Annotated in this window: 21 protein-coding genes and 1 tRNA gene; 3 read left to right on the top strand and 19 right to left on the bottom strand. The window is 73.8% G+C overall.

All coding sequences use genetic code 11. From position 1 onward, the window contains the following. Nucleotides 1-15: 15 nt before the first annotated feature. The 4 genes from H0S66_RS11050 to H0S66_RS11035 all read right to left on the bottom strand — a co-directional run bounded on the left by H0S66_RS11050 (nucleotide 16) and on the right by H0S66_RS11035 (nucleotide 2,221). Entirely contained in the window at nucleotides 16-492 is a 477-nt protein-coding gene (locus H0S66_RS11050) for a hotdog fold domain-containing protein (protein WP_179615435.1), read from the bottom strand. A 134-nt stretch (nucleotides 493-626) separates the two neighbouring features. After that, the gene (locus tag H0S66_RS11045; protein ID WP_476739290.1) at nucleotides 627-968 is read right to left on the bottom strand and encodes a metal-sensitive transcriptional regulator; all 342 of its coding nucleotides are present in this window, start codon (nucleotides 966-968) and stop codon (nucleotides 627-629) included. 72 nt (nucleotides 969-1,040) lie between these two features. Beyond that, the gene (locus tag H0S66_RS11040) at nucleotides 1,041-1,436 is read right to left on the bottom strand and encodes a VOC family protein (protein WP_179615434.1); all 396 of its coding nucleotides are present in this window, start codon (nucleotides 1,434-1,436) and stop codon (nucleotides 1,041-1,043) included. Continuing rightward, entirely contained in the window at nucleotides 1,436-2,221 is a 786-nt protein-coding gene (locus H0S66_RS11035) for a methyltransferase domain-containing protein (RefSeq protein ID WP_179615433.1), read from the bottom strand. Before H0S66_RS11035 ends, H0S66_RS11040 begins: the two co-directional genes overlap by 1 nt. A gap of 272 nt (nucleotides 2,222-2,493) precedes the next feature. Here H0S66_RS11035 and H0S66_RS11030 point away from each other — a divergent pair, with 272 nt between their 5' ends. After that, nucleotides 2,494-2,979 (top strand): MarR family winged helix-turn-helix transcriptional regulator, encoded by a 486-nt coding sequence (locus tag H0S66_RS11030; RefSeq protein WP_179615432.1) that lies wholly within the window; start codon nucleotides 2,494-2,496, stop codon nucleotides 2,977-2,979. Between the two features lie 3 nt (nucleotides 2,980-2,982). Here H0S66_RS11030 and H0S66_RS11025 read toward each other — a convergent pair whose 3' ends face one another. The 9 genes from H0S66_RS11025 to H0S66_RS10990 all read right to left on the bottom strand — a co-directional run bounded on the left by H0S66_RS11025 (nucleotide 2,983) and on the right by H0S66_RS10990 (nucleotide 11,505). Next, nucleotides 2,983-4,794, bottom strand: coding sequence for an ABC-F family ATP-binding cassette domain-containing protein (locus H0S66_RS11025; RefSeq protein WP_179615431.1), 1,812 nt, complete (start codon nucleotides 4,792-4,794; stop codon nucleotides 2,983-2,985). Beyond that, a complete protein-coding gene (locus tag H0S66_RS11020) occupies nucleotides 4,794-5,702 on the bottom strand; it encodes a 4-(cytidine 5'-diphospho)-2-C-methyl-D-erythritol kinase (RefSeq protein WP_179615430.1) in 909 nt (302 codons plus the stop codon). The genes H0S66_RS11025 and H0S66_RS11020 overlap by 1 nt, the downstream gene beginning before the upstream one ends. Beyond that, entirely contained in the window at nucleotides 5,699-6,592 is an 894-nt protein-coding gene (rsmA, locus tag H0S66_RS11015) for a 16S rRNA (adenine(1518)-N(6)/adenine(1519)-N(6))-dimethyltransferase RsmA (protein WP_179615429.1), read from the bottom strand. Before rsmA ends, H0S66_RS11020 begins: the two co-directional genes overlap by 4 nt. Before the next feature lie 30 nt (nucleotides 6,593-6,622). Next, entirely contained in the window at nucleotides 6,623-7,744 is a 1,122-nt protein-coding gene (locus H0S66_RS20770) for a resuscitation-promoting factor (RefSeq protein WP_276529351.1), read from the bottom strand. A gap of 346 nt (nucleotides 7,745-8,090) precedes the next feature. Then, nucleotides 8,091-8,972, bottom strand: a complete 882-nt coding sequence (locus H0S66_RS11005) for a TatD family hydrolase (protein ID WP_179615428.1) — start codon at nucleotides 8,970-8,972, stop codon at nucleotides 8,091-8,093. Next, entirely contained in the window at nucleotides 8,969-9,817 is an 849-nt protein-coding gene (locus H0S66_RS20095; RefSeq protein ID WP_219633559.1) for an alpha/beta fold hydrolase, read from the bottom strand. The genes H0S66_RS11005 and H0S66_RS20095 overlap by 4 nt, the downstream gene beginning before the upstream one ends. Then, entirely contained in the window at nucleotides 9,814-10,665 is an 852-nt protein-coding gene (gene rsmI, locus H0S66_RS20090; protein ID WP_258016865.1) for a 16S rRNA (cytidine(1402)-2'-O)-methyltransferase, read from the bottom strand. Before rsmI ends, H0S66_RS20095 begins: the two co-directional genes overlap by 4 nt. A 1-nt stretch (nucleotide 10,666) precedes the next feature. Further along, a tRNA-Thr gene (locus H0S66_RS10995) sits at nucleotides 10,667-10,739 on the bottom strand. 49 nt (nucleotides 10,740-10,788) lie between these two features. After that, nucleotides 10,789-11,505, bottom strand: a complete 717-nt coding sequence (locus H0S66_RS10990; RefSeq protein ID WP_179615427.1) for an SDR family NAD(P)-dependent oxidoreductase — start codon at nucleotides 11,503-11,505, stop codon at nucleotides 10,789-10,791. Nucleotides 11,506-11,590: 85 nt separating this feature from the next. Here H0S66_RS10990 and H0S66_RS10985 point away from each other — a divergent pair, with 85 nt between their 5' ends. Both H0S66_RS10985 and H0S66_RS10980 read left to right on the top strand, forming a co-directional pair. Next, nucleotides 11,591-13,486, top strand: a complete 1,896-nt coding sequence (locus tag H0S66_RS10985; protein ID WP_179615426.1) for a glycoside hydrolase family 13 protein — start codon at nucleotides 11,591-11,593, stop codon at nucleotides 13,484-13,486. A gap of 23 nt (nucleotides 13,487-13,509) precedes the next feature. Then, entirely contained in the window at nucleotides 13,510-14,793 is a 1,284-nt protein-coding gene (locus H0S66_RS10980; protein ID WP_179615425.1) for a DUF4032 domain-containing protein, read from the top strand. Between the two features lie 134 nt (nucleotides 14,794-14,927). Here the strand turns inward: H0S66_RS10980 and H0S66_RS10975 are convergent, their stop codons facing one another. Genes H0S66_RS10975 through H0S66_RS10950 form a run of 6 tightly spaced genes read right to left on the bottom strand, consistent with a single transcriptional unit; the run spans nucleotide 14,928 to nucleotide 22,428 of the window. After that, nucleotides 14,928-15,539, bottom strand: coding sequence for a hypothetical protein (locus H0S66_RS10975; protein WP_179615424.1), 612 nt, complete (start codon nucleotides 15,537-15,539; stop codon nucleotides 14,928-14,930). 3 nt (nucleotides 15,540-15,542) lie between these two features. After that, nucleotides 15,543-17,321 carry a choice-of-anchor P family protein gene (locus H0S66_RS10970; protein ID WP_180923582.1) on the bottom strand — a complete coding sequence of 593 codons (1,779 nt, stop codon included), beginning with the start codon at nucleotides 17,319-17,321 and terminating at the stop codon, nucleotides 15,543-15,545. Then, on the bottom strand, nucleotides 17,318-18,025 hold the full coding sequence (locus H0S66_RS10965; protein WP_179615422.1) for an ABC transporter ATP-binding protein: 708 nt from the start codon (nucleotides 18,023-18,025) through the stop codon (nucleotides 17,318-17,320). The genes H0S66_RS10970 and H0S66_RS10965 overlap by 4 nt, the downstream gene beginning before the upstream one ends. Then, entirely contained in the window at nucleotides 18,022-18,906 is an 885-nt protein-coding gene (locus H0S66_RS10960; RefSeq protein WP_179615421.1) for an ABC transporter ATP-binding protein, read from the bottom strand. Before H0S66_RS10960 ends, H0S66_RS10965 begins: the two co-directional genes overlap by 4 nt. Further along, nucleotides 18,887-20,938, bottom strand: coding sequence for an ABC transporter permease (locus H0S66_RS10955; protein WP_179615420.1), 2,052 nt, complete (start codon nucleotides 20,936-20,938; stop codon nucleotides 18,887-18,889). The genes H0S66_RS10960 and H0S66_RS10955 overlap by 20 nt, the downstream gene beginning before the upstream one ends. Continuing rightward, nucleotides 20,935-22,428: an ABC transporter substrate-binding protein gene (locus tag H0S66_RS10950; RefSeq protein ID WP_179615419.1), complete on the bottom strand. Its 1,494-nt coding sequence runs from the start codon at nucleotides 22,426-22,428 to the stop codon at nucleotides 20,935-20,937. The genes H0S66_RS10955 and H0S66_RS10950 overlap by 4 nt, the downstream gene beginning before the upstream one ends. Nucleotides 22,429-22,534 lie beyond the last annotated feature (106 nt).

Raw genomic sequence — 22,534 nt, 5'->3', positions numbered from 1 at the left:
GCGGCGGCGTACGGCTCAGGCCCTGGGGGTCACCCAGAGCCGGATGACGCCCTCGACCACGACGGTGCCGTCGTCGCGCACCCCGCGCACCCGCACCGCGAGGTCGGGGTCGTCGGAGGTCCACTGCTCGGGGTCGGTCTCGGCGATGCAGGTGATGTCGCTGGTGGCCTTGGCGGTGTAGGCCACGTCCATCCCCTTGGGGATCCAGCGCCTGTCGGCCGGCACGCTCGCCTCGGCCAGCGCCCCCATCACGGCCTCGAGGCCGTTGCACAGCGCGATGGCGTGCACGGTGCCGATGTGGTTGTGCACCCGGCGACGCTTGGGCAGCACCAGCTCGGCGTGGTTGGCCTCGATGACGGTGAAGCGCGGCCTGATCGTGGCGAAGTACGGCGCCTTCTGGGCGAAGACGGCGCTGAAGACGCGCGCCCCCACGGTGGAGCCGACGACGGGCAGGGAGGTGGCGCGCTGCCACAGGGCGAGGACGGGAGTCATGGCCGCCACATTACCGCCCAGTAACTTGCCCACGCCGGCAGGGCCGGACGGGCGAGTCGCTCACTCGTCAGGGGTTGCAACCCCTGACAAGTGCATGAGTCCCCGGTCGACCGGGGACTCATGCCGGGGCCGACTCAGGCCAGGGAGAGGAACCAGCGCTCGAGGCGGTCGAGGTCCTCGGGCTGCAGCGTCTCGCCCTCGGCGACCTGGCGGCGCAGGTCGGCGGAGATGATGGCGAAGCCGGCCCGGTCCAGGGCGCGAGAGACGGCCTTGAGCTGCACCACGACGTCGGAGACGTCGCGCGCCTCCTCGAGCATCCGCAGCACCCCGCCGAGCTGGCCCTGGGCGCGCTTGACGCGGTTCTTGACCGCGGTCATGTCGACCGAGGGGGCGGGGGCGGCATCGGGCACCGGCTCGAGGCCACTCCCGGCCGGGGTGTCGACGGTCTCCACGGACAGGCTGGCGGTCGCGTTCATCGGCAGGCCCCTCTGGCTGGCGCACCCCCGGTCCGGGGGCGTCGTGGTCTCAACGCCGCAGGTCCGACCGGGTTACGCCACCGCGAGCAGCTCCACCCGGTTGCCGTGGGCGTCGCGCACGTGCGCACGCTCGTGGCCGTCGAAGGTGTGCCGCTCCCCCAGGTCGACCTCGAACCCCAGCGCCTCGAGCCGCGCAGCCACCGCGTCGAGCTCGGCCACCGAGTCGAGCAGCAGGGCCGGGTGCGCCTTGCGGGCGGGCACGAACGGCTCCTCGACGCCGACGTGCACCTCGGCGACCACCGCGCCCCCGCCGGCACCGCCGTCGTACGCGCGGAACCAGGCGCCGCCGCGAGCCCGCAGCGCCGGCGGCTTCTCGACCTCGACCAGCCCCAGCCCGTCGCTCCAGAAGCGCCGGGCGGCGTCCTCGCCGTCACGCGGGCAGGAGACCTGCACGTGGTGCAGCCGCATCACGCCACCGCCCCCGGCTTGTGCGCCACCACGAAGACGCGGCGGAACGGCAGCACGACGCCGGCCGGACCGGGCGGGTAGGCCTCGCGCAGCCGCCGGCGCAGCTCGTCCTCGAAGCCGGGTCGCAGGTCGTCGGGCAGCGACTGCAGGGTCGGGCGGGCGCCGGTGCCACTGACCCAGGTGAAGACCGGATCCTCGCCGGTGAGCACGTGCAGGTAGGTGGTCTCCCAGGCGTCGACCTCGGCCCCCAGCCGCGCCAGCGCGTCGAGGTACGTCGCCGGGTCGTGGCTGGCGGGGACCGCCGCGCCGCGCGTGTGCTCGGCGTACGGCGCCTGCGCGGCGAGCTCGGTGCGCAGCGTGTGGCTGGGCTCCCCGACGTTGCCCGGCACCTGCAGCGCCAGCCAGCCGCCGGGGGCCACCCGCGCCAGCATCGCCGGCAGCAGGTCGAGGTGGCCCGGCACCCACTGCAGGGTCGCGTTGCTGACCAGCACGTCGACGGGTTCACCCCCGGCCTCGAGCCACTCCCGCAGGTCGCGGCGCTCGAAGCGCACCCCCTCGACCTCGCGGGTCGCGGCCTCGACCATCTCCGCGCTCGAGTCCAGGCCGGTGATCCTCACCCCCGGCCAGCGCCGGGCCAGCAGCGCGGTCAGGTTGCCCGGCCCGCAGCCCAGGTCGACGACGGTGCGCGGGCCCTCGGCCCGCACCCGCGCCAGCAGCTCGACGAACGGCCGGCCGCGCTCGTCGGCGTACGTCAGGTAGCGCTGCGGGTCCCAGGTGTGACTCATGCCTGCTCCAAGTCTCTTGATGTCAAGATACTTCCATCCTGCTGCAGAAATATCTTGACGTCAAGAGACTTGGAACGACTCGCGCATGTGGGTCGTGGTCCGGGTCGCGGTCTCCGTCGTGGTCCGGGTCGTGGTTCGTGACCGCGCCCAGGCGCGTCCTCAGGCACACGACCCGGACCACGACCCAGGCCACGACCCGGACCACGACCCGGCTCGCGCCCCGCAGCAGGTCTCTTGATGTCGAGAATCTCGACAGGGCGTACCCTGGGCGCATGCGGGACGAGGTCGACGAGCTGGTGGAGGCGTGGGCGCGCGAGCGCTCGGACCTCGACCTGGGGCCCGTCGAGGTGTTCAGCCGGATCAGCCGGCTCTCGCGCCACCTCGACCTGGCCCGGCGCGCGGCCTTCAGCGCCGAGGGCATCGAGTCGTGGGAGTTCGACGTGCTGGCCGCGCTGCGCCGCGCCGGCACGCCGTACGAGCTCTCCCCCGGCCGCCTGCTGCGCGAGACCCTGGTGACCAGCGGGACCATGACCAACCGCGTCGACCGGCTCGTGGCCCGCGGCCTGGTCGAGCGGCTGCCCGACCCCGCCGACCGGCGCGGGGTGAAGGTCCGCCTGACGCCCGAGGGCAAGAGTGCCGTCGACAGCGCCTTCACCGCGCTGCTCGAGGCCGAGCGCGGCTTCCTGGCTGACCTGCCCGACCCCGACCGCGAGCGCCTCGGCGACCTGCTGCGGACCCTGCTCAAGCCCTTCAGCTGAGGGCTACTCCAGCAGCTCGGAGGCCTCGAGCCACTCCCCCTCGAGCTCGTCCTTCTCGGCGGCCAGCGCGCTGAGCTCGGCGCCGATGGCGGCGACCTTGGCGTGGTCCTGGGCGTGCTCGAGGACCTGCTCGTTGAGCTCGGCCTCGCGGGCGTCGAGGCGCTTGAGCGACTTCTCGATGCGGGTCACGGCCTTGCGGGCCGCGCGCTCCTCGGCCGAACCGGCCTTGGCCCGCTTGGAGACCGGTACGTCGCCGCCACCCGCGGCCGACTGGCCCGACGACTGGGCCGACGACTGGGCCGACGACTGGGCGGTCGCCGCGCCCTGGGCCCGGCGCTCGAGGTACTCGTCGACGCCACGGGGCAGCATCGAGATCTGGCCGTCGCCGAGCAGCGCCCACACCGAGTCGGTCACCCGCTCGAGGAAGTACCGGTCGTGGGAGACCACGACCAGGGTCCCGGGCCAGGCGTCGAGGAAGTCCTCGAGCACCTGCAGGGTGTCGATGTCGAGGTCGTTGGTGGGCTCGTCGAGGAGCAGCACGTTGGGCTCCTCCAGCAGCAGCATCAGCAGCTGGAAGCGGCGCCGCTCGCCACCGGAGAGCTCGCCGATGCGGGCGGTGAGCTTGTCGCCGGTGAACCCGAAGCGCTCGAGCATCGAGGTGGCGCTGATCTCGCCGCCGTCGGTCTTCACGACCCGGCGGTAGGACTCCACCATCGGCAGCACCCGGGCGTCGGGGTCGAGGTCGTCGAGCTGCTGGGTCAGGTGGCGCATCGCGATGGTGCGTCCGTGCTTGACCCTGCCGGCGGTGGGGGCCAGGTCGCCGGAGAGCAGCGAGAGCACCGAGGTCTTGCCGGCGCCGTTCACCCCGACCAGGCCGACCCGGTCGCCCGGGCCCAGGCGCCAGGTGGCGTCGGTGAGCAGCGTGCGCTCGCCGCGCTGGAGGTCGACGTGCTCGACGTCGATGACCTGCTTGCCCAGGCGCTGGGTGGCGAACTTCTGCAGCTCGAGGCGGTCGCGCGGCGGCGGGACGTCCTCGATCAGCGCGTTGGCGGCCTCGATGCGGAACTTCGGCTTCGAGGTGCGCGCCGGGGCGCCGCGGCGCAGCCAGGCCAACTCTTTCTTGGCCAGGTTGACGCGTCGCGCCTCGGAGGCGCTGGCCTGGCGGGTGCGCTCGGCCTTGGCCAGCACGTGCGCGGCGTACCCGCCCTCGTAGGCGTCGACCACCCCGTCGTGGACCTCCCAGGTCCACTGGCACACCGCGTCGAGGAACCACCGGTCGTGGGTGACCACGACCATCGCCGAGGACCGCTTGACCAGGTGGGCGGCCAGCCAGGCCACCGCCTCGACGTCGAGGTGGTTGGTCGGCTCGTCGAGGATGATCAGGTCGTGCTCGCCGAGCAGCAGCGCGGCCAGCGAGCAGCGTCGCCGCTCGCCGCCCGACAGGCCGGTCACGGCGCGGTCGAGGGCGACCCCGGCCAGCAGCTCCTCGACGACCTCGCGGGTGCGCGGGTCGGCCGCCCACTCGTGGTCCTCCATGCCGCCCAGCACGGCCTCGCGCACGGTGTGGGTGTCGACCAGCTCGTCGCCCTGGTGCAGGTAGCCCACGTGCAGCCCGCGGGTCATCGAGACCCGGCCCGAGTCGGGCTTCTCGATGCCGGTCAGCACCTCGAGCAGCGTGGTCTTGCCGTCGCCGTTGCGGCCCACGATGCCGATGCGCATGCCCTCGCCGATGCCGAGGGAGACCTCGGTCAGCAGCGGGCGCACGCCGTAGGACTTGGAGACCTTCTCGAGGTTGACGAGGTTGGCGGCGGCCATCAGACGTACTCCACCACGTGCGCGCCGGCGACCGGCGCCGGCACCACCGACGTACGGCCGTGGCCGCGCCCGGCGAGGTCGGCGTCGACCGCCTCGGCCTGCGCCCGGTCGCCGCACAGCAGCAGCACGCTGGGGCCCGAGCCGGAGAGCAGGGCGGCGTGCGCCCCGGCGGCCAGGGCGTCGTCGAAGGTGGCGGCGAGGTCGGGTCGCAGTCGCAAGGCGGGCTCCTGGAGGTCGTTGCGCAGCAGCCGGGCGAGCTGCTCGACGTCGCCGGTGAGCAGCGCGTCGTGGAGGGCGGGAGGGATCTGGGGGGTCGGCAGCAGCGCGCCGGCGTGCAGCTCGTCGAAGGCGCGGTAGACGTCGGGGGTGGCCAGGCCGGTGTCGTTCTCGACGACCACCCACCACCACGAGCCGTGGTCGACGACCGGGGTGACCAGCTCGCCGTGGCCGCTGCCGATGGCGGTGCCGCCCAGCAGCGCGAACGGCACGTCGCTGCCCAGGCCGGCGGCCAGGCGCAGCAGGTCGTCGTCGGGGGTCTGGAGGTCCCAGAGCCGGTCGAGGGCCACCAGGGTGGCCGCGGCGTCGGCGGAGCCGCCGGCCATCCCGCCGGCCACCGGGATGCCCTTGCGGATCTCGACCTTGGCGGCGCGCTCGAGCCCGTGGTGGGCCACCAGCGCCCGCCCCGCGCGCAGCGCGATGTTGCGGTCGTCGGCGGGCACCTCGTCGAGGTCGATGCGGCCGTCGCCGCGCAGGTGCACCGACCACTCGAGCTGGTCGCTGACGGTGACGTCGTCGTAGAGGCCGACGGCCTGGTAGAGGGTGGCGAGGGGGTGGAAGCCGTCCTCGCCCAGGGGGCCGACGCCGAGGTGCAGGTTGATCTTGGCGGGGGCCCGGACGGTGGTGCTCATCCAGCGCTCTCCTGGGGGTCGCGGGTGGCCTCGACCGGCAGCGCCTCGGCGATGCGGACGTAGTCCTCGATGGTCAGCGTCTCGCCGCGGGCCAGCGGGGAGACCCCCGCCTGCTCCAGCGCGGCGTCGACCTCGGCGGCCGGCGCCAGCGCGCGCAGCACCCCGCGCAGCGCCTTGCGGCGCTGGGAGAAGGCGGCGTCGACGACGGCGAAGACCTGCTGGCGGGTGGCGGTCGTCTGCGGCGGCTCGCGGCGGGTCCAGGCCACCAGGCCGGAGTCGACGTTGGGGGCCGGCCAGAAGACGTTGCGCCCGATCGCGCCGGCGCGGCGCACGTCGGCGTACCAGGCGGCCTTGACCGACGGGACGCCGTACACCTTGGAGCCGGGGCGGGCCGCGAGCCGGTCCGCGACCTCGCTCTGCACCATCACCAGCCCGCGCTCCAGCGAGGGCAGCAGCGCCAGCAGGTGCAGCAGCACCGGCACCGAGACGTTGTAGGGCAGGTTGGCCACCAGCGCGGTGGGCGCGGGACCGGGCACCTCGCGGATGCGCATCGCATCGCCGAGGACCACCTCGAAGCGGTCGGCCTGGGCCGGCGCGTGCTCGGCGATGGTCCGCGGCAGCCGGCCCGCGAGCAGCTCGTCGAGCTCGATGGCCACCACCCGCCCGGCGACCTCGAGCAGCGCCAGGGTCAGCGAGCCGAGCCCGGGGCCGACCTCGACGACGACGTCGCGCTCGGTGACGCCCGACTCGCGCACGATGCGGCGCACGGTGTTGGGGTCGATGACGAAGTTCTGGCCGCGCTGCTTGGTGGGGCGCAGGTCGAGCTCGGCCGCGAGCAGACGCACCTCCGCCGACCCGAGGAGTCTCGGGCCGGCGGAGGTGTCAGTCATGGGGCCCAGCGTAGGTGGGCGCCGCCCTCGTCAGCGGGGCAGGCCCAGCTTGGCCGAGCAGGACGGCCAGGCGCCGTACCCGCCGCGGGCGTCACGCAGGCGCGTGGCGACGGCGATCTGGGTCTCGCGGCTGCTGGTGTGCGGGTAGCCCGCACCGCCGTACGCGCGCCAGGTCTGCAGGTTGAACTGCAGGCCGCCGTAGTAGCCGTTGCCGGTGTTGATGGCCCAGTTGCCGCCCGACTCGCACTGGGCGAGGCTGTCCCACACCGAGCTGCCGGAGGCGAAGTTGGCTGCCGGCGCCGGGGTCGAGGGGCGCTCCTTGGTGCCGATCGCGAGGATGCGGTCGACGGCCTCACGGGTCACGGTGGCCTTGAGCAGCTTGCGGCCCACGACCTCGCCGTTGCGCAGGGTGACCTTGTACGTCGCGTTGCGCGCGCCGGCCCGGCCCTCGCGGACCACGTCCTCCTCGTCCTCGAACATCGAGGAGTCGGTGCGCTCGACGGTGCCGAAGGCGATGGACTCGGTGACCTTGCGGGTGGCCTTCTCGACGTTGGTGAAGACGATCTTGTCGCCGTCCTCGACGCGCTTGCCGAAGCCGGGCTTGGCCTCGTCGAGCTTGTCGACCTCGACGCCGAGCTCGTCGAGGGCGTCCTCGACGGTGGCGGCGGCCAGGGTCCGCTTGACCGGCTTCTTGCCGGCGATGACCAGCGTGAGCTTCTTGGCGGTCACGACCTCCAGCGACGCGCCGGAGCGGTCGAGGTCGCCACCGCGGCTCAGCGACAGCTCGGCGCCGTCGAAGCCGCGGCCGATCTGCTCCAGCGCGGAGTCGACGTCGGTGGCGGTGACCCAGTGGGTCTCGGTCTCGCCGTCGACGGTCAGCTCGAGCGGGCGGCCGTAGCGCACGCTGATCTCGCTGCCCTCGGAGATCGGGTCGGTCAGCGCGGGCGCGACCTGGTCGTGCTCGCCGAGCTCGATGCCCTCGTCGGCCAGGACGTCGCCCACGGTCGCGGCACGGGCGCTGATCTCGCGCTCCTCACCGTCGACGGTCAGGGTGACGGTGTCGGCCATCGCGGTGTAGCCGAAGGTGGTGCCGGCCACGGCGAGCACCACCACGGCGGTCAACGAGACCATCCAGGCGCGGCTGCGGGCCACGGTCGAGGCAAGGCTGCTGATACGTCGCACAGTTCTCCAAGGTCGAGCTGTCCGGGTCTCGACCCCCACCGGCGACCCGTCGGCACAGCACCTCTACGCTCGTGGTGCTGGAGTGACGGGTGTGCTGGGCGGCGAGACTCAGGGGCCACCAGCGGCACCGGCGGGACCACGGCGATCCCGGCTGTCAGTGCTCCACCACACCAGAGGTCGCTGCCTGGGCCAAGTCCTCGGCCCACGACGTGAGCAGGCTCTCGCTCCCGTGACCACCCCTCCTCACCGGCCGTCCGTGCAGGTCAGGCCGGGTTTCCGGGGGCCGACGGACGCTCAGGTCGACTCCGGGTGGTCTTTACCGGCCGGCGCCCCAGGTGCCGCCGAACGCGGCCTCGGTGGCCGCGTCGATGCCGGCGCACAGCCGCTCGAGGTCCTCGCCGCGCACCTCGGCCATGGTCCGCACGGTCAGCGGCACCAGGTAGGAGGCGTTGGTGCGCCCCCGGTGCGGGTGCGGGGTCAGGTACGGCGCGTCGGTCTCGACGAGCAGCCGGTCGCCCGGCACCAGCGCCAGCGCCTCGCGCAGCGGGTCGGCGTTCTTGAAGGTCACGGTGCCCGCGAAGGACAGGTGCGCGCCGCGGTCGAGGCAGCGGCGCGCGAAGACGGCGTCGCCGGAGAAGCAGTGCATCACCCAGCGCTCGGGCGCACCCTCCTCGTCGAGCACCCGCAACACGTCGTCGTGGGCGTCGCGGTCGTGGATGACCAGCGTCTTGTCGAGCCGCTTGGCGATGTCGACGTGGCGCCGGAAGGACTCCTCCTGCGCGGCGCGCCCCTCCTCGCCGGTGCGGAAGTGGTCGAGGCCGGTCTCCCCCACCGCGCGCACGTCGGCGTGCGCGCCCGCGAGCTGCTCGATCTCGGCCAGCGCCTCCTCCAGCAGCCCCGCGGCGGCCAGGCGCGGCGCCTCGTTGGGGTGCAGCGCCACGCCGGCGACCAGGGCGTCGTACGACGCCGCCGCCTCGACCGCCCAGCGGGCGCCGGGCAGGTCGCAGCCGATCTGCACGACGCGGGCGACGCCGACCGCGGCGGCCGCGGCCAGGGCCTCCTCGACCGGGAGCGCGGGCTCGTCGCCGCGTCCCATGTCGAGGTGGCAGTGGTTGTCGACCACCGGGTGCGGCAGCGGCTCGGGGACCGGCGGCAGGTCCGCGCGCGGCGGCCGCTCGGGGTGCGGCGCGGGGCTCACGTACCGCTGATCCGCTCGAGGACCGCCTCGGCGGCCGCGTCGGGGGCCTGGGTGGGGATCCAGTGGGTGACGCCGCTGAGCACGACGAGCTCGTAGGAGGCGTCGACGTAGCGCTCGGTGGCCTCGACGCCGCTGCGGTCGAGGAAGGAGTCGCCGTCGGACCAGACCATCGTGGTCGGCACGGTGACGTGGCGCGGCACCTGGTCGCGGTCGAGCAGGCCCAGGGCGCGGTACCACATCAGGCCGCCGCGCAGCGCCCCGTGCTCGACGATGCCGGTGCGGAACGCCTCGACGTCCTCGGCCGTCATCCCGCCGCGGCGCAGGACGCGCTCGGCGAGGCCGGGGCGGGCCAGCACCCGCTCGGCCAGGCCGCGGACCTGGAAGACCCCGACGTACCAGGAGCGCAGCGGCTGCCGCAGGCCGCGCATCGAGCGGGCGAAGGCGCCGGGGTGCGGCACCGAGAAGGCGGTCAGGGTGCGCAGCAGCTCGGGGCGGGTCTGGGCCAGCGACCAGGCCACGATCGCGCCCCAGTCGTGGCCGACCAGGTGCACCGGCCCGCCGACCCGCTCGACGAGGGCGGCGACGTCGGCGGTGAGCAGCGCGAGGCGGTGGTCACGGCGGCGCGGGGGCCGCGCGCCGGGCGAGTAGCCGCGCTGGTCGGGCGCGAGGGTGCGGAAGCCGTGGGCGTGCAGCCGGGCCGCGACCTGCTGCCAGCTGGTGGCGCGCTCCGGGAAGCCGTGCAGCAGCACGACCACGTCGCCGTCGAGCGGGCCGTCGTCGACGACGTCGAAGACCAGGCCGTCGTGGGTGTAGGAGGTGATCCGCTCCCGCAGGTGGGCGCTCACCGGACGTGCACCAGCTGGTAGACCTCGCGCTTGGGCACCCCGGCCAGCCGGGCCACCTCGGCGATCGCTTCCTTGCGGCTCATGCCCCGATCCTCCCGCTCGGCGACCGCGGCGACGAGGGCGGGGGGCTCGGTCGAGAGGGCGGCGCTGGGCGCGGCGCCGGTGACCACGATCGTCACCTCGCCGCGCACGCCCTCGGCGGCCCAGTCGACGAGCTCGCCCAGCGGGCCGCGCCGCACCTCCTCGTGGGTCTTGGTCAGCTCGCGGCACACCGCGGCCACCCGGTCGGCGCCCCAGGAGGTCGCCATCGCGGCGAGCGCGGCCTCGGTGCGGTGCGGCGCCTCGAAGAACACCATGGTCCGCTCCTCGGCGGCCAGGGAGTCCAGGCGCCGCGAGCGCTCGCCGGCCTTGCGGGGCAGGAACCCCTCGAAGCAGAACCGGTCGACGGGCAGGCCGCTGACCGCGAGCGCGGTCAGCACCGCGCTCGGCCCGGGCACCGAGGTGACCCGCACCCCGGCCTCGACGGCCGCGGCCACCAGGCGGTAGCCCGGGTCGGAGACGCTCGGCATCCCGGCGTCGGTCACCAGCACCACCCGCTCGCCGGCCAGCAGCGCCTCGAGCAGCGTGGGCGTGCGCGCCTGCTCGTTGCCCTCGAAGTAGGAGACGACGCGCCCGCCGAGCTCGATGCCGAGGTCGGTGGTCAGGCGCCGCAGCCGCCGGGTGTCCTCGGCGGCGACCACGTCGGCGCCGGACAGCTCGGCCGCCAGGCGCGGCGGCGCGTCGCCGGGCTGGCCGATGGGGGTGGCGGCCAGGACCAGCACGCCGTACGGGACGGGGTGGTCGCTCACGAGCCGGTGACAGGGGTCGAACCTGCGACATCCTCTTTACAAGAGAGGTGCTCTGCCAACTGAGCTACACCGGCGGGGGCGCCCAGCCTAGCCAGGCCCGGCGGCGCGCGGCCCGGGTGGGGCTCAGCCCATGCCGCCGTCGTGGGCCACGATCGCGCCGGTGATCATCCGCGCCTCGGCGGAGGCGAGGTAGGCGATGGTCGCCGCGATCTCGGCGGGCGACGACGCCGCGCCGGGCAGCATCGCCAGCAGCCGGTCGGAGACGCGCGGGTCGAGGTCGTCGGGGTAGGTCTCTGCGACCTTGGCCACCAGCGGGGTGTCGACGGTGCCGGGGCAGACCGCGTTGACGCGGATGCCGTCGGGCGAGAGCTCGAGGGCCAGGGCCTTGGTCAGCTGGGTCAGCCCGCCCTTGGCGGCCGAGTACGCCGCCGAGTAGGGCTGCGGGACGCGCCCGGCCACCGAGGAGACGTTGACGACGCAGCCGCGGCTGGCGCGCAGGTGCGGCAGGGCGGCCTGGACGAGGAAGAAGGGGCCCTTGACGTCGACGGCGTGGACGCGGTCGAAGAGCTCCTCGGTGACGCTCTCGAAGCGGCCGAACTGCACGATGCCGGCGACGTTGGCCAGCACGTCGATGCGCCCGGCCTCGGCCACGCAGGTGGCGATCGCGGCGTCCACGGCGGCCTTGTCGCCCACGTCGCACTTCACGAAGGTGACGCCCTCGGGCACGCTCGTGGCGATGTCGAGGGCCAGGACGGTGTCGCCGAGGTCGCGGAACCTCTCGGCGGTGGCGAACCCGATGCCGGAGGCGGCTCCGGTGACGACGACGACGCGGTTGCTCATGGCCGAAACCTAGAACACGTTCTACTTATCCGGCAAGGGCTAAGGACCCACTGGTCGCGGCGCGTTCACCTGGGAGGATGGGCGCATGGACCCCCACCTCCTGCACGAGCCGCACCACGACGGCTCCGCGCTGCACCTGGACCCCGAGACCCCCGCGCCGGGCTGGCCGGTCACGGTGCGGCTGCGGACCTGGGTCGGCGACCCGGTCGAGGCGGTCTGGCTGCGCACGACGTACGACGCCGAGCCGGTCTACCACCGTTGCGCCGAGGTCGCGCGCGACGACGCCGAGGAGTCCGGCGGCGAGGGGTCGGTGTGGTGGGAGGGCGAGCTGCCGGTGCACAACCCGGTCACCCACTACCGCTTCCTGCTCGCCGGGGCCGACGGGCGCCAGCGCTGGCTGACCGCAGCCGGGGTGGTCGAGCACGACGCGCCCGACGCCTTCGACTTCCGCGTCTCCAGCCACGCCCCGCCGCCGGAGTGGGGCCGCGAGGCCGTGGTCTACCAGGTCTTCCCCGACCGGTTCGCCCGCTCCGCGGCCGCCGACCAGCGCGAGACCCCGGCCTGGGCGGTGCCGGCGGCCTGGGACGACGAGGTGGTCTTCGAGGGCTCCGACCCGCGCACCCCGCTGCAGCTCTTCGGCGGCGACCTCGACGGCGTCGTCGAGCACCTCGACCACGTGGCCGCGCTGGGCGTGAGCGTGCTCTACACGACCCCGGTCTTCCCCGGGGAGTCCAACCACCGCTACAACGCCTCCACCTTCGACGGCGTCGACCCGCTGCTCGGCGGCGACGACGCCTACCAGCGCCTCTCCGAGGCGGTGCACGAGCGGGGGCTGCGACTGCTGGGCGACCTGACCACCAACCACACCGGCGACACCCACGAGTGGTTCCGCGAGGCGCTCGCCGACCCCGAGGGCCCCGGCCGCGGCTGGTACTGCTTCCGCGCCGACGGCTCCTACGAGTGCTGGATGGGCCACCACACCCTGCCCAAGCTCGACCACACCGACCCCGGGCTGCGCGCGGCGATGACCGAGGGGCCCGAGAGCGTCGTGGCGCGCTGGCTGCGGCCGCCGTACGACGTCGACGGCTGGCGCATCGACGTGGCCAACATGACCGGGCGGCTGGGCGCCACCGACGTCGCGCACGACGTGGCGCGCACCGTGCGCGCCACCGCGCAGGCCCAGCGCCCCGACGCGCTGGTGATCGGCGAGCACAACCACGACGCCTCGAGCGACCTCGACGGCGACGGCTGGCACGGCACGATGAACTACTCCGGCTTCTCGTGGCCGGTGTGGTCGTGGCTGCGCGACGAGGAGTCGCCGGCGCGGGCCTTCGGCCGGCCGCTGCCGGTGCCGCGGCGCCCCGGGCCGCTGGTGGCGCGCACCATGCGCGAGTGGACCGCGCGGCACGGCTGGCGGGCCACCACCTGGTCGTGGAACATCCTGGGCTCCCACGACTCCGCCCGGATCCGCACCCTGGTCGGCTCGCCCGAGCAGCACCGGGTCGCCGCCGGGCTGCAGTTCACCCTGCCCGGCGTGCCGATGCTCTTCGCCGGCGACGAGATCGGCCTCGAGGGCGTCAACGGCGAGGACGCGCGCCGGACGATGCCCTGGGACTCCCCCGAGGCCTGGGACCGCACGACGATGGAGACGTACGCCGCGCTCGCGCGGCTGCGCGCCGAGCACCCCGCGCTGGTGCGCGGCGGGCTGCGCTGGGCCCACGTCGACGACGACACCCTCGTCTACCTTCGTGAGCACCCCGCCGGCTCGGTGCTGGTCTGCGCCCGCCGCGCCCCCGGCGGGGCGGTCGGCCTGCCTGCGGCCGCGCTGGCGCTGCCCGCCCTCGACGGGGCCCCGGCCCGCCCGGTCGGCGACCCCGCGCCGCTGCTGGCCACCGAGGGCGAGCCGGCACCGCTCGTCGTACGCGACGGATGGCTGGAGGTGCCGGCCGGCGGGGCCGGCGTCACCGTGTGGCGGCTCTGAGCGCCCGGCCCTAGGCTCGCCTGATGGCCCTGCGCATCGTCGCCAGCCGACCCGACCCGGCGATCATCACCCTGCCCTGGTCGACCCCGCTCGAGGAGTGGGGCGAGGAGCACGTGGTGCCGCTGCCGCGCGGCCTCTCGCGCCACGTGGTGCGCATCGTGCGGCTGCGCGATCGGGTGTACGCCGTCAAGGAGACCGTCGAGGACATCGCGTTCCGCGAGTACCGGCTGCTGCGCGACCTGCAGCGGATGGGGATGCCGGCCGTGGTGCCGCAGGGCGTGGTCGCCGGGCGCGTCGACGCCGACGGCGAGGAGCTGCCGGCCGCGCTGATCACCGAGCACCTGCGCTTCTCGCTGCCCTACCGCAGCCTCTTCAGCCACGGCGCCGGGCGCGAGGACCTGCCCCGGCTGGTCGACGCGCTGGTGGTGCTGCTGGTGCGCCTGCACCTGGCCGACTTCTACTGGGGCGACGTGTCGCTGTCGAACGTGCTCTTCCGGCGCAGCGCCGACGGGTTCGCGGCGTACCTCGTCGACGCCGAGACCGGCGAGCTGCGCTCGAGCCTGTCGCGCCAGATGCGTGAGCACGACGTCACCGTGGCCACCGAGAACGTCTTCGCCGAGCTGCTCGACCTGCAGGCCAGCCTGCCCGGCCACGGCTCGGCCGCCGAGGCGATCGAGCCGCACGAGGTGGTCGAGCTGCTGCTGCGCCGCTACGACGAGCTGTGGGGCGAGCTGACCGGGCACGAGGAGTTCTCGGCCGGCGAGCTGTGGCGCATCGAGCGGCGCCTGGAGCGGCTCAACGACCTGGGCTTCGACGTCGACGAGCTCGACATCGTCACCGACTACGACGGCGACCAGGTGCGCATCCAGCCCAAGGTCGTCGAGGCCGGCCACCACCGCCGCGAGCTGCAGTCGCTGACCGGGCTCGACGTCGAGGACGCCCAGGCCCGGCGCCTGCTCAACGACCTCGCCGCCTTCACCGCCCACCACGACCTGGGCCGCGAGGACCGCCAGCTGGTCGCCAACCGGTGGCTGACCCGGGTGTACGAGCCGCTGACCGCGATGATCCCCGCCGACTCGCGCGGCAAGCTCGAGCCCGCGCAGTTCTTCCACGAGGTGCTGGTGCACCGGTGGTACCTCTCCGAGCGCGCCGGGCGGCCCGTCGACATCTTCGACACCGCCCGCGACTACATCGACACCGTCCTGACCTCGAAGCCCGACGAGGCCATGGCCGCCGACCCCGACGACGACCCGGACGACACCGACCCCACCGACGCGCCCACCGACGCCGGCGGCGTACGCCGCTGACGCGGGCGGGTCAGGCGGGGCGCCGATGGTTCATCGGGTACCCGATGGAACTGGCGGTGCCTGGCTGATGCTTCAGCGTGGTGGCGGGAGATTCATCGGGTACCCGATGAACCTTCGGACCCGCGCCCGTGAGGTCAGGGGCGGCAGACGCGGCAGGTGGTCAGGTGGCCGTTGTGCTCGCCGACGGGGTGCAGGTCGGTGCGGTGGGCGATGAGGGCGCAGTCGCGGCGGTGCATGGTGGTGCCGTCACCGGCGGTGACCGGCAGGGCCGAGACGTCGACGCCGTCGTCGCGGGTGGCCGCGGCGCGCGAGGTGACGTCGGCGAGCACCAGGAGGGTGTCGGCGAGGCGCTTGGAGGACTCGCGCCCGTCGTCGGCGATGCGGGCCAGCCAGGCGCCGAAGTAGAGGAAGCCGCCGCAGAAGGTCAGCCCGAGCCCGAGCAGGCCGCCGGAGACCAGGTAGGAGATCTGGTCGTACTCGTAGGGGGTGTTCGCGGCGCCGTACCAGCCCAGGATGATCACCACGAGGCCCAGCGGCAGCAGCACCGCACCGGCCCAGAAGAGCACCACCTGCAGCAGCCGGTAGTTGTTGTTCTTCAGCGGCGCCGCCCCGTTGCCGCCGCGCGAGCCGGCCCGCGGCAGCGAGCCGACCGACGAGGCGCCGGTGCGGGCACCCGAGGCCGGAGCCGTGCCGGTGTGGCCGGTGTGACCGGGGGTGGGTGCGGGTGCGGGGTTCACGGTGGTCATCGCTCAGGCCTTTCGAAGGTCGGGGAGGCCGCTGTCGAGGCCGTGGGGGCAGGCGCCGATGCCGCCGAGGGCGAGCACGCCGAGGCGGCGCAGGTAGGAGCCGGCGATCGTGGCGCCGATGATCCCGCCGAAGAGCAGCGCGCCGGGGATGGAGAACAGCGGCGGCAGCCCGGCGCCGGTCGGCGCGGCGTCGACGAGGTCGCCGTCGCCCGAGCCGTCGCTGCCGGGCACGGCGGGCTCGCCCGGGGTGCCCGGGGTGCCGGCGGTGCCGGTGCCGCCGCCGCCGGTCGTGGCGCTGCCGCCCCCACCGGCGGTGGTCGGGTCGCCCGGCTCGCCGGTGGTGTTGTTGTCGGGCACCTCGCCGGTCGCGATGTCGACGGGCTGGGAGGTGTCGACGACGCTGGTGGCGTTGCCGAGGGTGATCACGAACCGGGGGGCCAGGTTGATCGCGGACCCCAGCACCGCCTTGAGCTGGCCGGCCTCCTCGGGGATCTGGTTGATCAGGTCGGCGAGCGCGTTGAGCGGCAGCGCGTCGAGCTGGCCGCGCAGGATCGTGGTGTCGATGACGACCTGGATGCCCTGCACGGTGGTGGTGGCCTTGTCGCCGTCCTTCTCGTACGACGGCTGCGGCAGCAGCAGCTGGATGCCGAGGGCCTCGAGCGCCGCCCCCGGGTCGCTGGGCAGGCCCGGCACGGGCGCCGCCTGGCCGGCGGCCTCGAAGCCGTCGGCGCCGTAGCGGAACTTCTGCCCGGCGATGGTGAGCACGCCGTAGTCGGCGCCGCCCCCGGTGGTGCCCTTGGCGCCGTCGCTGGCCGCCACGGCTCGAGCGGTGATGCCCGAGAGGGTCACCACCCCGCCGAGCAGGCTGACGTCACCGACGGCCGAGCGCGAGACCGCGCGCACCTGGGTGGGGTCGTTGGTCACGACCGACTCGGCGGCGTAGCCGCCGATGTCGACGAGCGCGGCGAGCTCGGTCGGGATCTGGCACTCGACCTCGTCCTCGTCGGCGCGCGCCTCGACCCGTGCCGTACGACGCTCGCGCGCCGTGGGCTCCTGGCTCGCGGCGCGCGAGCCGCCGGCCAGACCTCCGGCCAGGGCCTCGGTGAGCCGCCGGTCAGGGCGCCCAGCCGGGGATGTCGGGCAGCCCGGGGATGCCGGGCAGGCCCGGGAGCCCGGCGCGTCGCCGTCGCCGTCACCGTCGTCACCGCCGCCGTCCTCGCTGCCGGCGCCGGGCTCGCCGAGCCGGCAGTCGGTGGAGTAGCCGACCTCGGCGAAGGTCCGGCCCTCGCTGGCCCCGGTGCGGTTGATGACCCCCGGGAACGGCTCGTCGGCCTCGCGCGGCGGGCCGGCGGGGTGCACGGAGTTGACCTGGAAGGGGTAGCCGTTCTCGCCGATCGGGCCGGCGAGCTCGGGTGGGAGGCCGAAGTTCTCCACGATGGTCTTGAAGCCCTCGCCGACCGCGTCGCCGGGCCACATGAAGCTGGCCCGGCCCCGCGACGTCGAGGAGTCTGCCTTGACCGTGCTGTAGCCCATGTTCAGCTCGGCCTGCGGGCTGGCCGGGATCGGGATGGTCGACTCGTAGATCTCGATGCGCACCGGGGTGGCCGAGGTGGTCGAGACGTACCCGGCGAACGCCGGGTCGCCCTCGGCCGCGCCGGCCGGGCCGGGCGCCGCGGCCAGCGGCAGCGCGGTGCCCACGAGGGCGGTGGCGGCCAATGAGAGCAGCACCCGGCGGGGCCCGCCGGCGCGACGCACGGAAGCAGTGGTGGTCTGGCGGCTCATGCCGCACCTCCCAGGATGACGTCGGACATGGTCTCGAGGATCTCGGCGGGCTCGCCGGTGGCCACCACGCGGCCGCCCGACATCACCGCGGCGTAGTCGGAGACCCGCAGCGCGGTGCGGGCGAACTGCTCGATGCACAGGATCGAGACGCCCGACTCGGCGATCTGGGCGACGGTGTCGTAGAGCTCGTCGACGATCAGCGGCGCCAGGCCCATCGACAGCTCGTCGAGCAGCAGCAGCGCCGGGTCGGAGGCCAGCGCCCGCGACATCGCCAGCATCTGCTGCTCGCCGCCCGACATGGTGCCGGCGAGCTGGCCGCGGCGCTCGAGCAGCCGCGGGAAGTAGGTGAAGGCCGTCTCGAGGACCGCCTCGGCCGGCACGCCGGCGTACGACATCAGGGTGAGGTTCTCGGCGACGGTCAGGTTGGGGAAGACCGAGCGGCCCTCCGGCACCGTGCACAGCCCCAGCCGGGCGAGCTCCTCGGGCCCGGCACCGTGCACGTTGACGCCACCGAGGTGCACGTCGCCGGAGGTCGGCGACTTCTGCCCCGAGATCACCTTGATCAGCGTCGACTTCCCGGCGCCGTTGGGGCCCAGCAGGGCCATCACCGCGCCCTTGGGCACGGCCAGGTCGACGCCGCGCAGCACCTCGATGCGCCCGTAGGCGGCGTGCAGGTCGAGGACCTCGAGGATCGGGACGCTCATCGGGCACCTCCGGCGGGGCCCGCCGCGACGGCGGGCAGGACGGTCGTGTCGTCGGCGACGACGGGCAGGTCGGTGCGGGTGCGCTCGGCGGGCCCCTCGACGGCGCCGACGGCGCCGGCGGCGCCAGCGGCCGCGTCGTCCTCCTCGGGCGCGTAGCCGAGGTAGGCCTTCTGGACGGCCGGGTCGGCCCGGATCGCGTGGGGCTCACCGGAGGCGATGACCGAGCCGAAGTCGAGCACGTGGATCTCGTCGCAGACCCCCATCACCAGGTCCATGTCGTGCTCGACCATGAGGATCGCGCGGCCCTCGGCGGCCAGGTCGCGCAGCAGGTCGCCGAAGTCGTCGGTCTCGGTCTCGTCGAGGCCCGAGGACGGCTCGTCGAGCAGCAGCAGCTTCGGGTCGCCGGCCAGGCAGCGGGCCAGCTCCAGCAGCCGCGCGGTGCCGGTGGGGATCGAGTCGGCCCGCTCCTCGGCGTACGCCGCGATGCCCACCCGCTCCAGCAGCGCGTCGACGCCGCCGCGCGAGGAGGACCCGATCCCGCGCACCGCGCCCAGGAGGCCGCGGTGGATGTCGGCGGCGACCCGCACGTTGTCGCGCACGGTGAGCGAGCCGAAGGCCTCGAGGCGCTGGAAGGTGCGGCCCATGCCCCGCTTGGAGCGGCGGTGCACCGGCACCGAGGTCACCTTGCGGCCGTCGAAGCGCACCGCGCCCCGGGTGGGTCGCTGGAGCCCGGAGATGACGTTGAAGCAGGTGGTCTTGCCGGCGCCGTTGGGCCCGATCAGGCCGGTGACCCGGCCGGCCTCGGCGGCGAAGCAGGCCTCGTTGACGGCGGTCACGCCGCCGAACTGGACCACGACGTGGTCAACCTCGAGGAGCGGCATGCGCGGGCACCTCCTGGCGCGGGTCGGTGGCGAGGGGCAGGTCGACGGACCCGTCGGAGTGGTGGTCGGCGTGCAGGCCCACGCTCGAGAGCGAGGGCTCGGCGTCGGCGTTGGCCTCGGCCTCGGCGTGCATCCGTCGCTGGGCCTCGCCCGGGGCCGGGAGCACCGGGATGCGGGCGCGCAGCTGGGTGCCGAAGCGCCGGTCGAGCAGCCGCCCGAGCTTGAAGAGCTGGTTGGCCAGGCCGTTGGGGTCGCGGCCCAGCGCGACCGCACCGAAGCCGATGAGCGCGAAGATCAGCCCGGCCACCGAGGGGTTGGAGGACTGGAAGACCGGGAGCAGCATCAGCCCGACGCCACCCAGCGCCGCGCCGGTGACCGAGGTGACGCCGAAGACCACGGCGAGCAGCAGCAGCGGCAGCGAGTTGAAGTACTGGAACTCCGCGGCGCCGACCGAGCCGCGCAGGCCGGCGTACAGCGCCCCGGCGAGGCCGGCCATGCCGGCCGAGAGGCCGAAGAGGCCGACGCGGAACCACCGGGCGTCGAGGCCCAGGGTGCCGCAGGCGGCGGGGCTGTCGCGCAGCGCGATCAGCATCCGGCCCAGGGTGCCGCGGCGCAGCCACAGCAGGCAGAGCCCCATCAGCACGAAGAACAGCGCCATCACCCACACGTAGGCGGCGCTGGACTCGATGCGCACGCCCAGCACCGAGAGCCGCTCGGCACCCAGCGTGCCGTTGAAGCCGAAGGCGAACTCGGCCTGGAAGACCATCTTCTCCATGATCACGCCGAAGGCGAGCGTGGAGAGCGCGAGGTAGAGCCCCGTCAACCGGATCACCGGCAGCGCCACCAGCGCCCCCACCCCGGCCGCGACCAGGCTGGCCAGCACCAGCCCGAGCAGGTTGGGCTGGTCGATCTTGATGTAGGCCAGGGCGCCGACGCCGGCGAAGGTCAGCTGGGCCAGCGAGACGTGGCCGCCGTACCCGGTCAGCAGCACCAGCGAGAGCATCACCATCGCGTACGTCGCCGCGGTGCCGAGCAGCAGCAGCTTGGACTCGCCGAACGCGGTGGCCAGGAAGGCCACGCCCAGCAGCAGCGCACCGGCCCAGCCCAGGGCCCGGAACAGCGAGGGCTGCGGCGCCGAGACGATGCCCTTGACCTGGCCGATGCGCAGCTGGGCCTGGGGCATCGCGACGATGACGGCGAAGAGGAACAGCGCCGGCACGACGTTGCGCACGCTGTTGAGCAGGCCCTCGGTGGGCAGGTAGCCGGAGGCGTAGGAGGTCATCAGCCCCAGCGACATCGCGCCCAGGAAGGTCAGCGGCAGCGACTTCAGGCGCCCGAGCATGGCGGCGGCGTAGGCGTTGATGACCAGCAGGGTCAGCGCGTAGTAGTCGAGGCCGACCGTGGAGACCAGCAGCACGCCGGCCAGCGCGGCCAGCGAGGTGCCGATCGCCCAGGACAGCGCGGCGACCTGCTCGGGCTTGCCGCCGAAGAGCTTGAGCAGCTCGGGGTTGTCGACCGAGGCACGCATGGCGGTGCCGATGCGGGTGCGGTTGAGCAGCACGTAGAGCCCGACCGCGACCACCCCCGACAGCGCGATGGTGAGGATCTGGTGGGCGGTGACGAAGATGCCGAGGACCTCGACGTCGCTGCCGGGGAAGAACGGCTGGATGCTGCGCGGCTCGGGCGGCCAGATCTGGGTGGCCATGCCGATGCACCCCACGAGGAGCCCGACGGTGACCACCAGCGAGACCGAGACCGGCCCCTCCCCCAGGCCCCGGGTCACGAAGCGCTGGATGAACCAGCCGACGCCGGGCGCGACCACGAAGAGCACCAGGAACAGCGCCAGCCACAGCGGCATCCCCTGGCGCACGCTGAAGTCCCAGAACACGAACGACATCACCATGCCGAGCGCGCCGTGGGCGATGTTGAAGACCCTGGTGGTGCTGTAGGTCAGCACCAGCCCGCTGGCCGCGATCGCGTACGCCGCCCCGCTGAACAGGCCGAAGAGCGTGAAGGCGAGGAAGGAGCTCATCGCACGGTCGTGGTGCCGTTGCAGGTGTACTTCGTGCCCCCGACCGGGACCCACCGGCCGCCCTTGAGCTGGATGAAGCGCCAGCACTCGCCGGTGCGCTTGGGCCCTACGACCTGCGGGGAGTGCAGGCCGTTCGCGGTCCAGCTCGACACCTTGCGCACCGAGTCGATCAGGGCCGACCGGTCGAGCTTGCCGCCCAGCGCGCTGGCCTGCTCCACGAACAGGCGCGCGGCGGACCAGGCGAAGACGCCGAAGAAGGTAGGCTCCGCGCCGGGCTTCACCTGCTGGAGCCAGCTGAGGTAGAGCTGGGTCTCGGGGCTGCTGCCGGCCTCCTCGAAGGGCACGAAGTTGGTGAAGATGGTGGTGCCCTCCACCGCGCTGCCGCCCTGCTGGTACTCACGGGTGTACGCGGTCGGGTCGAGCATGAAGACGTCGGGCTCGAAGCCCTGCTGCTCCATCGCCTGGGCCAGCTTGAGGGCGTTGCTGGCGGCACCGATGAACTGGACGTACTCGACGCCGCGGTCCTTCATCTGCTGCACGTAGGGCGCGTAGTTGAAGTCGGAGACCTCGATGCCCTGCTGGTAGACGAACTTCATCCCCCGTGCGGTCATCGCGGCCGCCTGCGTCTTGCCGTTCTCGGCGGCGGCGCCGGCGTTGAGGTAGAGCATCGCGGCCTTCTGGGAGGCGGCCTTGAAGTTCTTCAGCACGTAGTCGGGCACCGCGTTCTGGAACTCGGTGGCGACCGTGGACTGGGCACCGAAGCAGGTCGCGCAGCCGCTGCGGTCGCGGGTGACGGCCGCCGAGCGGATGTCGGGCAGGCCGCACTTCTCGGCGACCGGCGCGCCGCCGGAGTCGAAGGCCGACATCGAGCCGACCATCGCGAAGACGTCGTTGCAGGCCGCGGTGTAGGCCTGCTGGTCGGCACCGGCGTCGGTGCGGCTGTCGTAGTTCTTCAGCACCAGCGAGCGACCGCAGATGCCGTCGGGGTTGCTCTTGTTGTAGAAGGCGATGTAGGCCTTCGTGGCGTCCTGGGCGGCCTCGAAGAGCCCGGGCACCGGCCCGGAGATGTCGGAGGCGTTGCCCAGGGTGATCGTGGAGTCGGTGATGCCGGGCCCGTTCTTGAACCCGTCGCACGAGGCGGCCTTGCCGCCGCCGTCTGGCGCGTTGTCGCCGTCCGGGTCGGTGGTCGTGCCGCCGCCCGAGGACGAGCCGTCGGAGCCGGAGGAGCCGCTCGAGCCCGAGCTGCCGCTGGTGCCGCTGGAGCCGTCGGTGCCGGGGACGCCGCCGCTGCCGGGGTCTCCCCCGGAGAGCGTGCCGTCGCCGCCCTCGAGCGTGCCGGTGGTGCCGGTGCCGCCGAGCGTGCCGCCCGCGGTGACGACGTCGTTGGGGTCGAGGTTGGAGCCGCACGCGGCGAGCACCAGGCAGAGCGAGCCCGCCGCGACGGCCGTGGCGGCGCGTCGGACGTCACGCAGGGACCGTCGAGCGGACACCGGACCTCCAAAACTAGAACGTGTACTAATTCTTAACGAGTGTGCCCCAAAAAGGTGATGGTGCCCACACCGAATTGGAACCAGTTCTCGACACTCCCACCCGGAC

The organism is Nocardioides marinisabuli, assembly GCF_013466785.1.
GTDB lineage: Bacteria > Actinomycetota > Actinomycetes > Propionibacteriales > Nocardioidaceae > Nocardioides > Nocardioides marinisabuli.
This window is presented reverse-complemented; position numbering and strand designations above follow the sequence as displayed.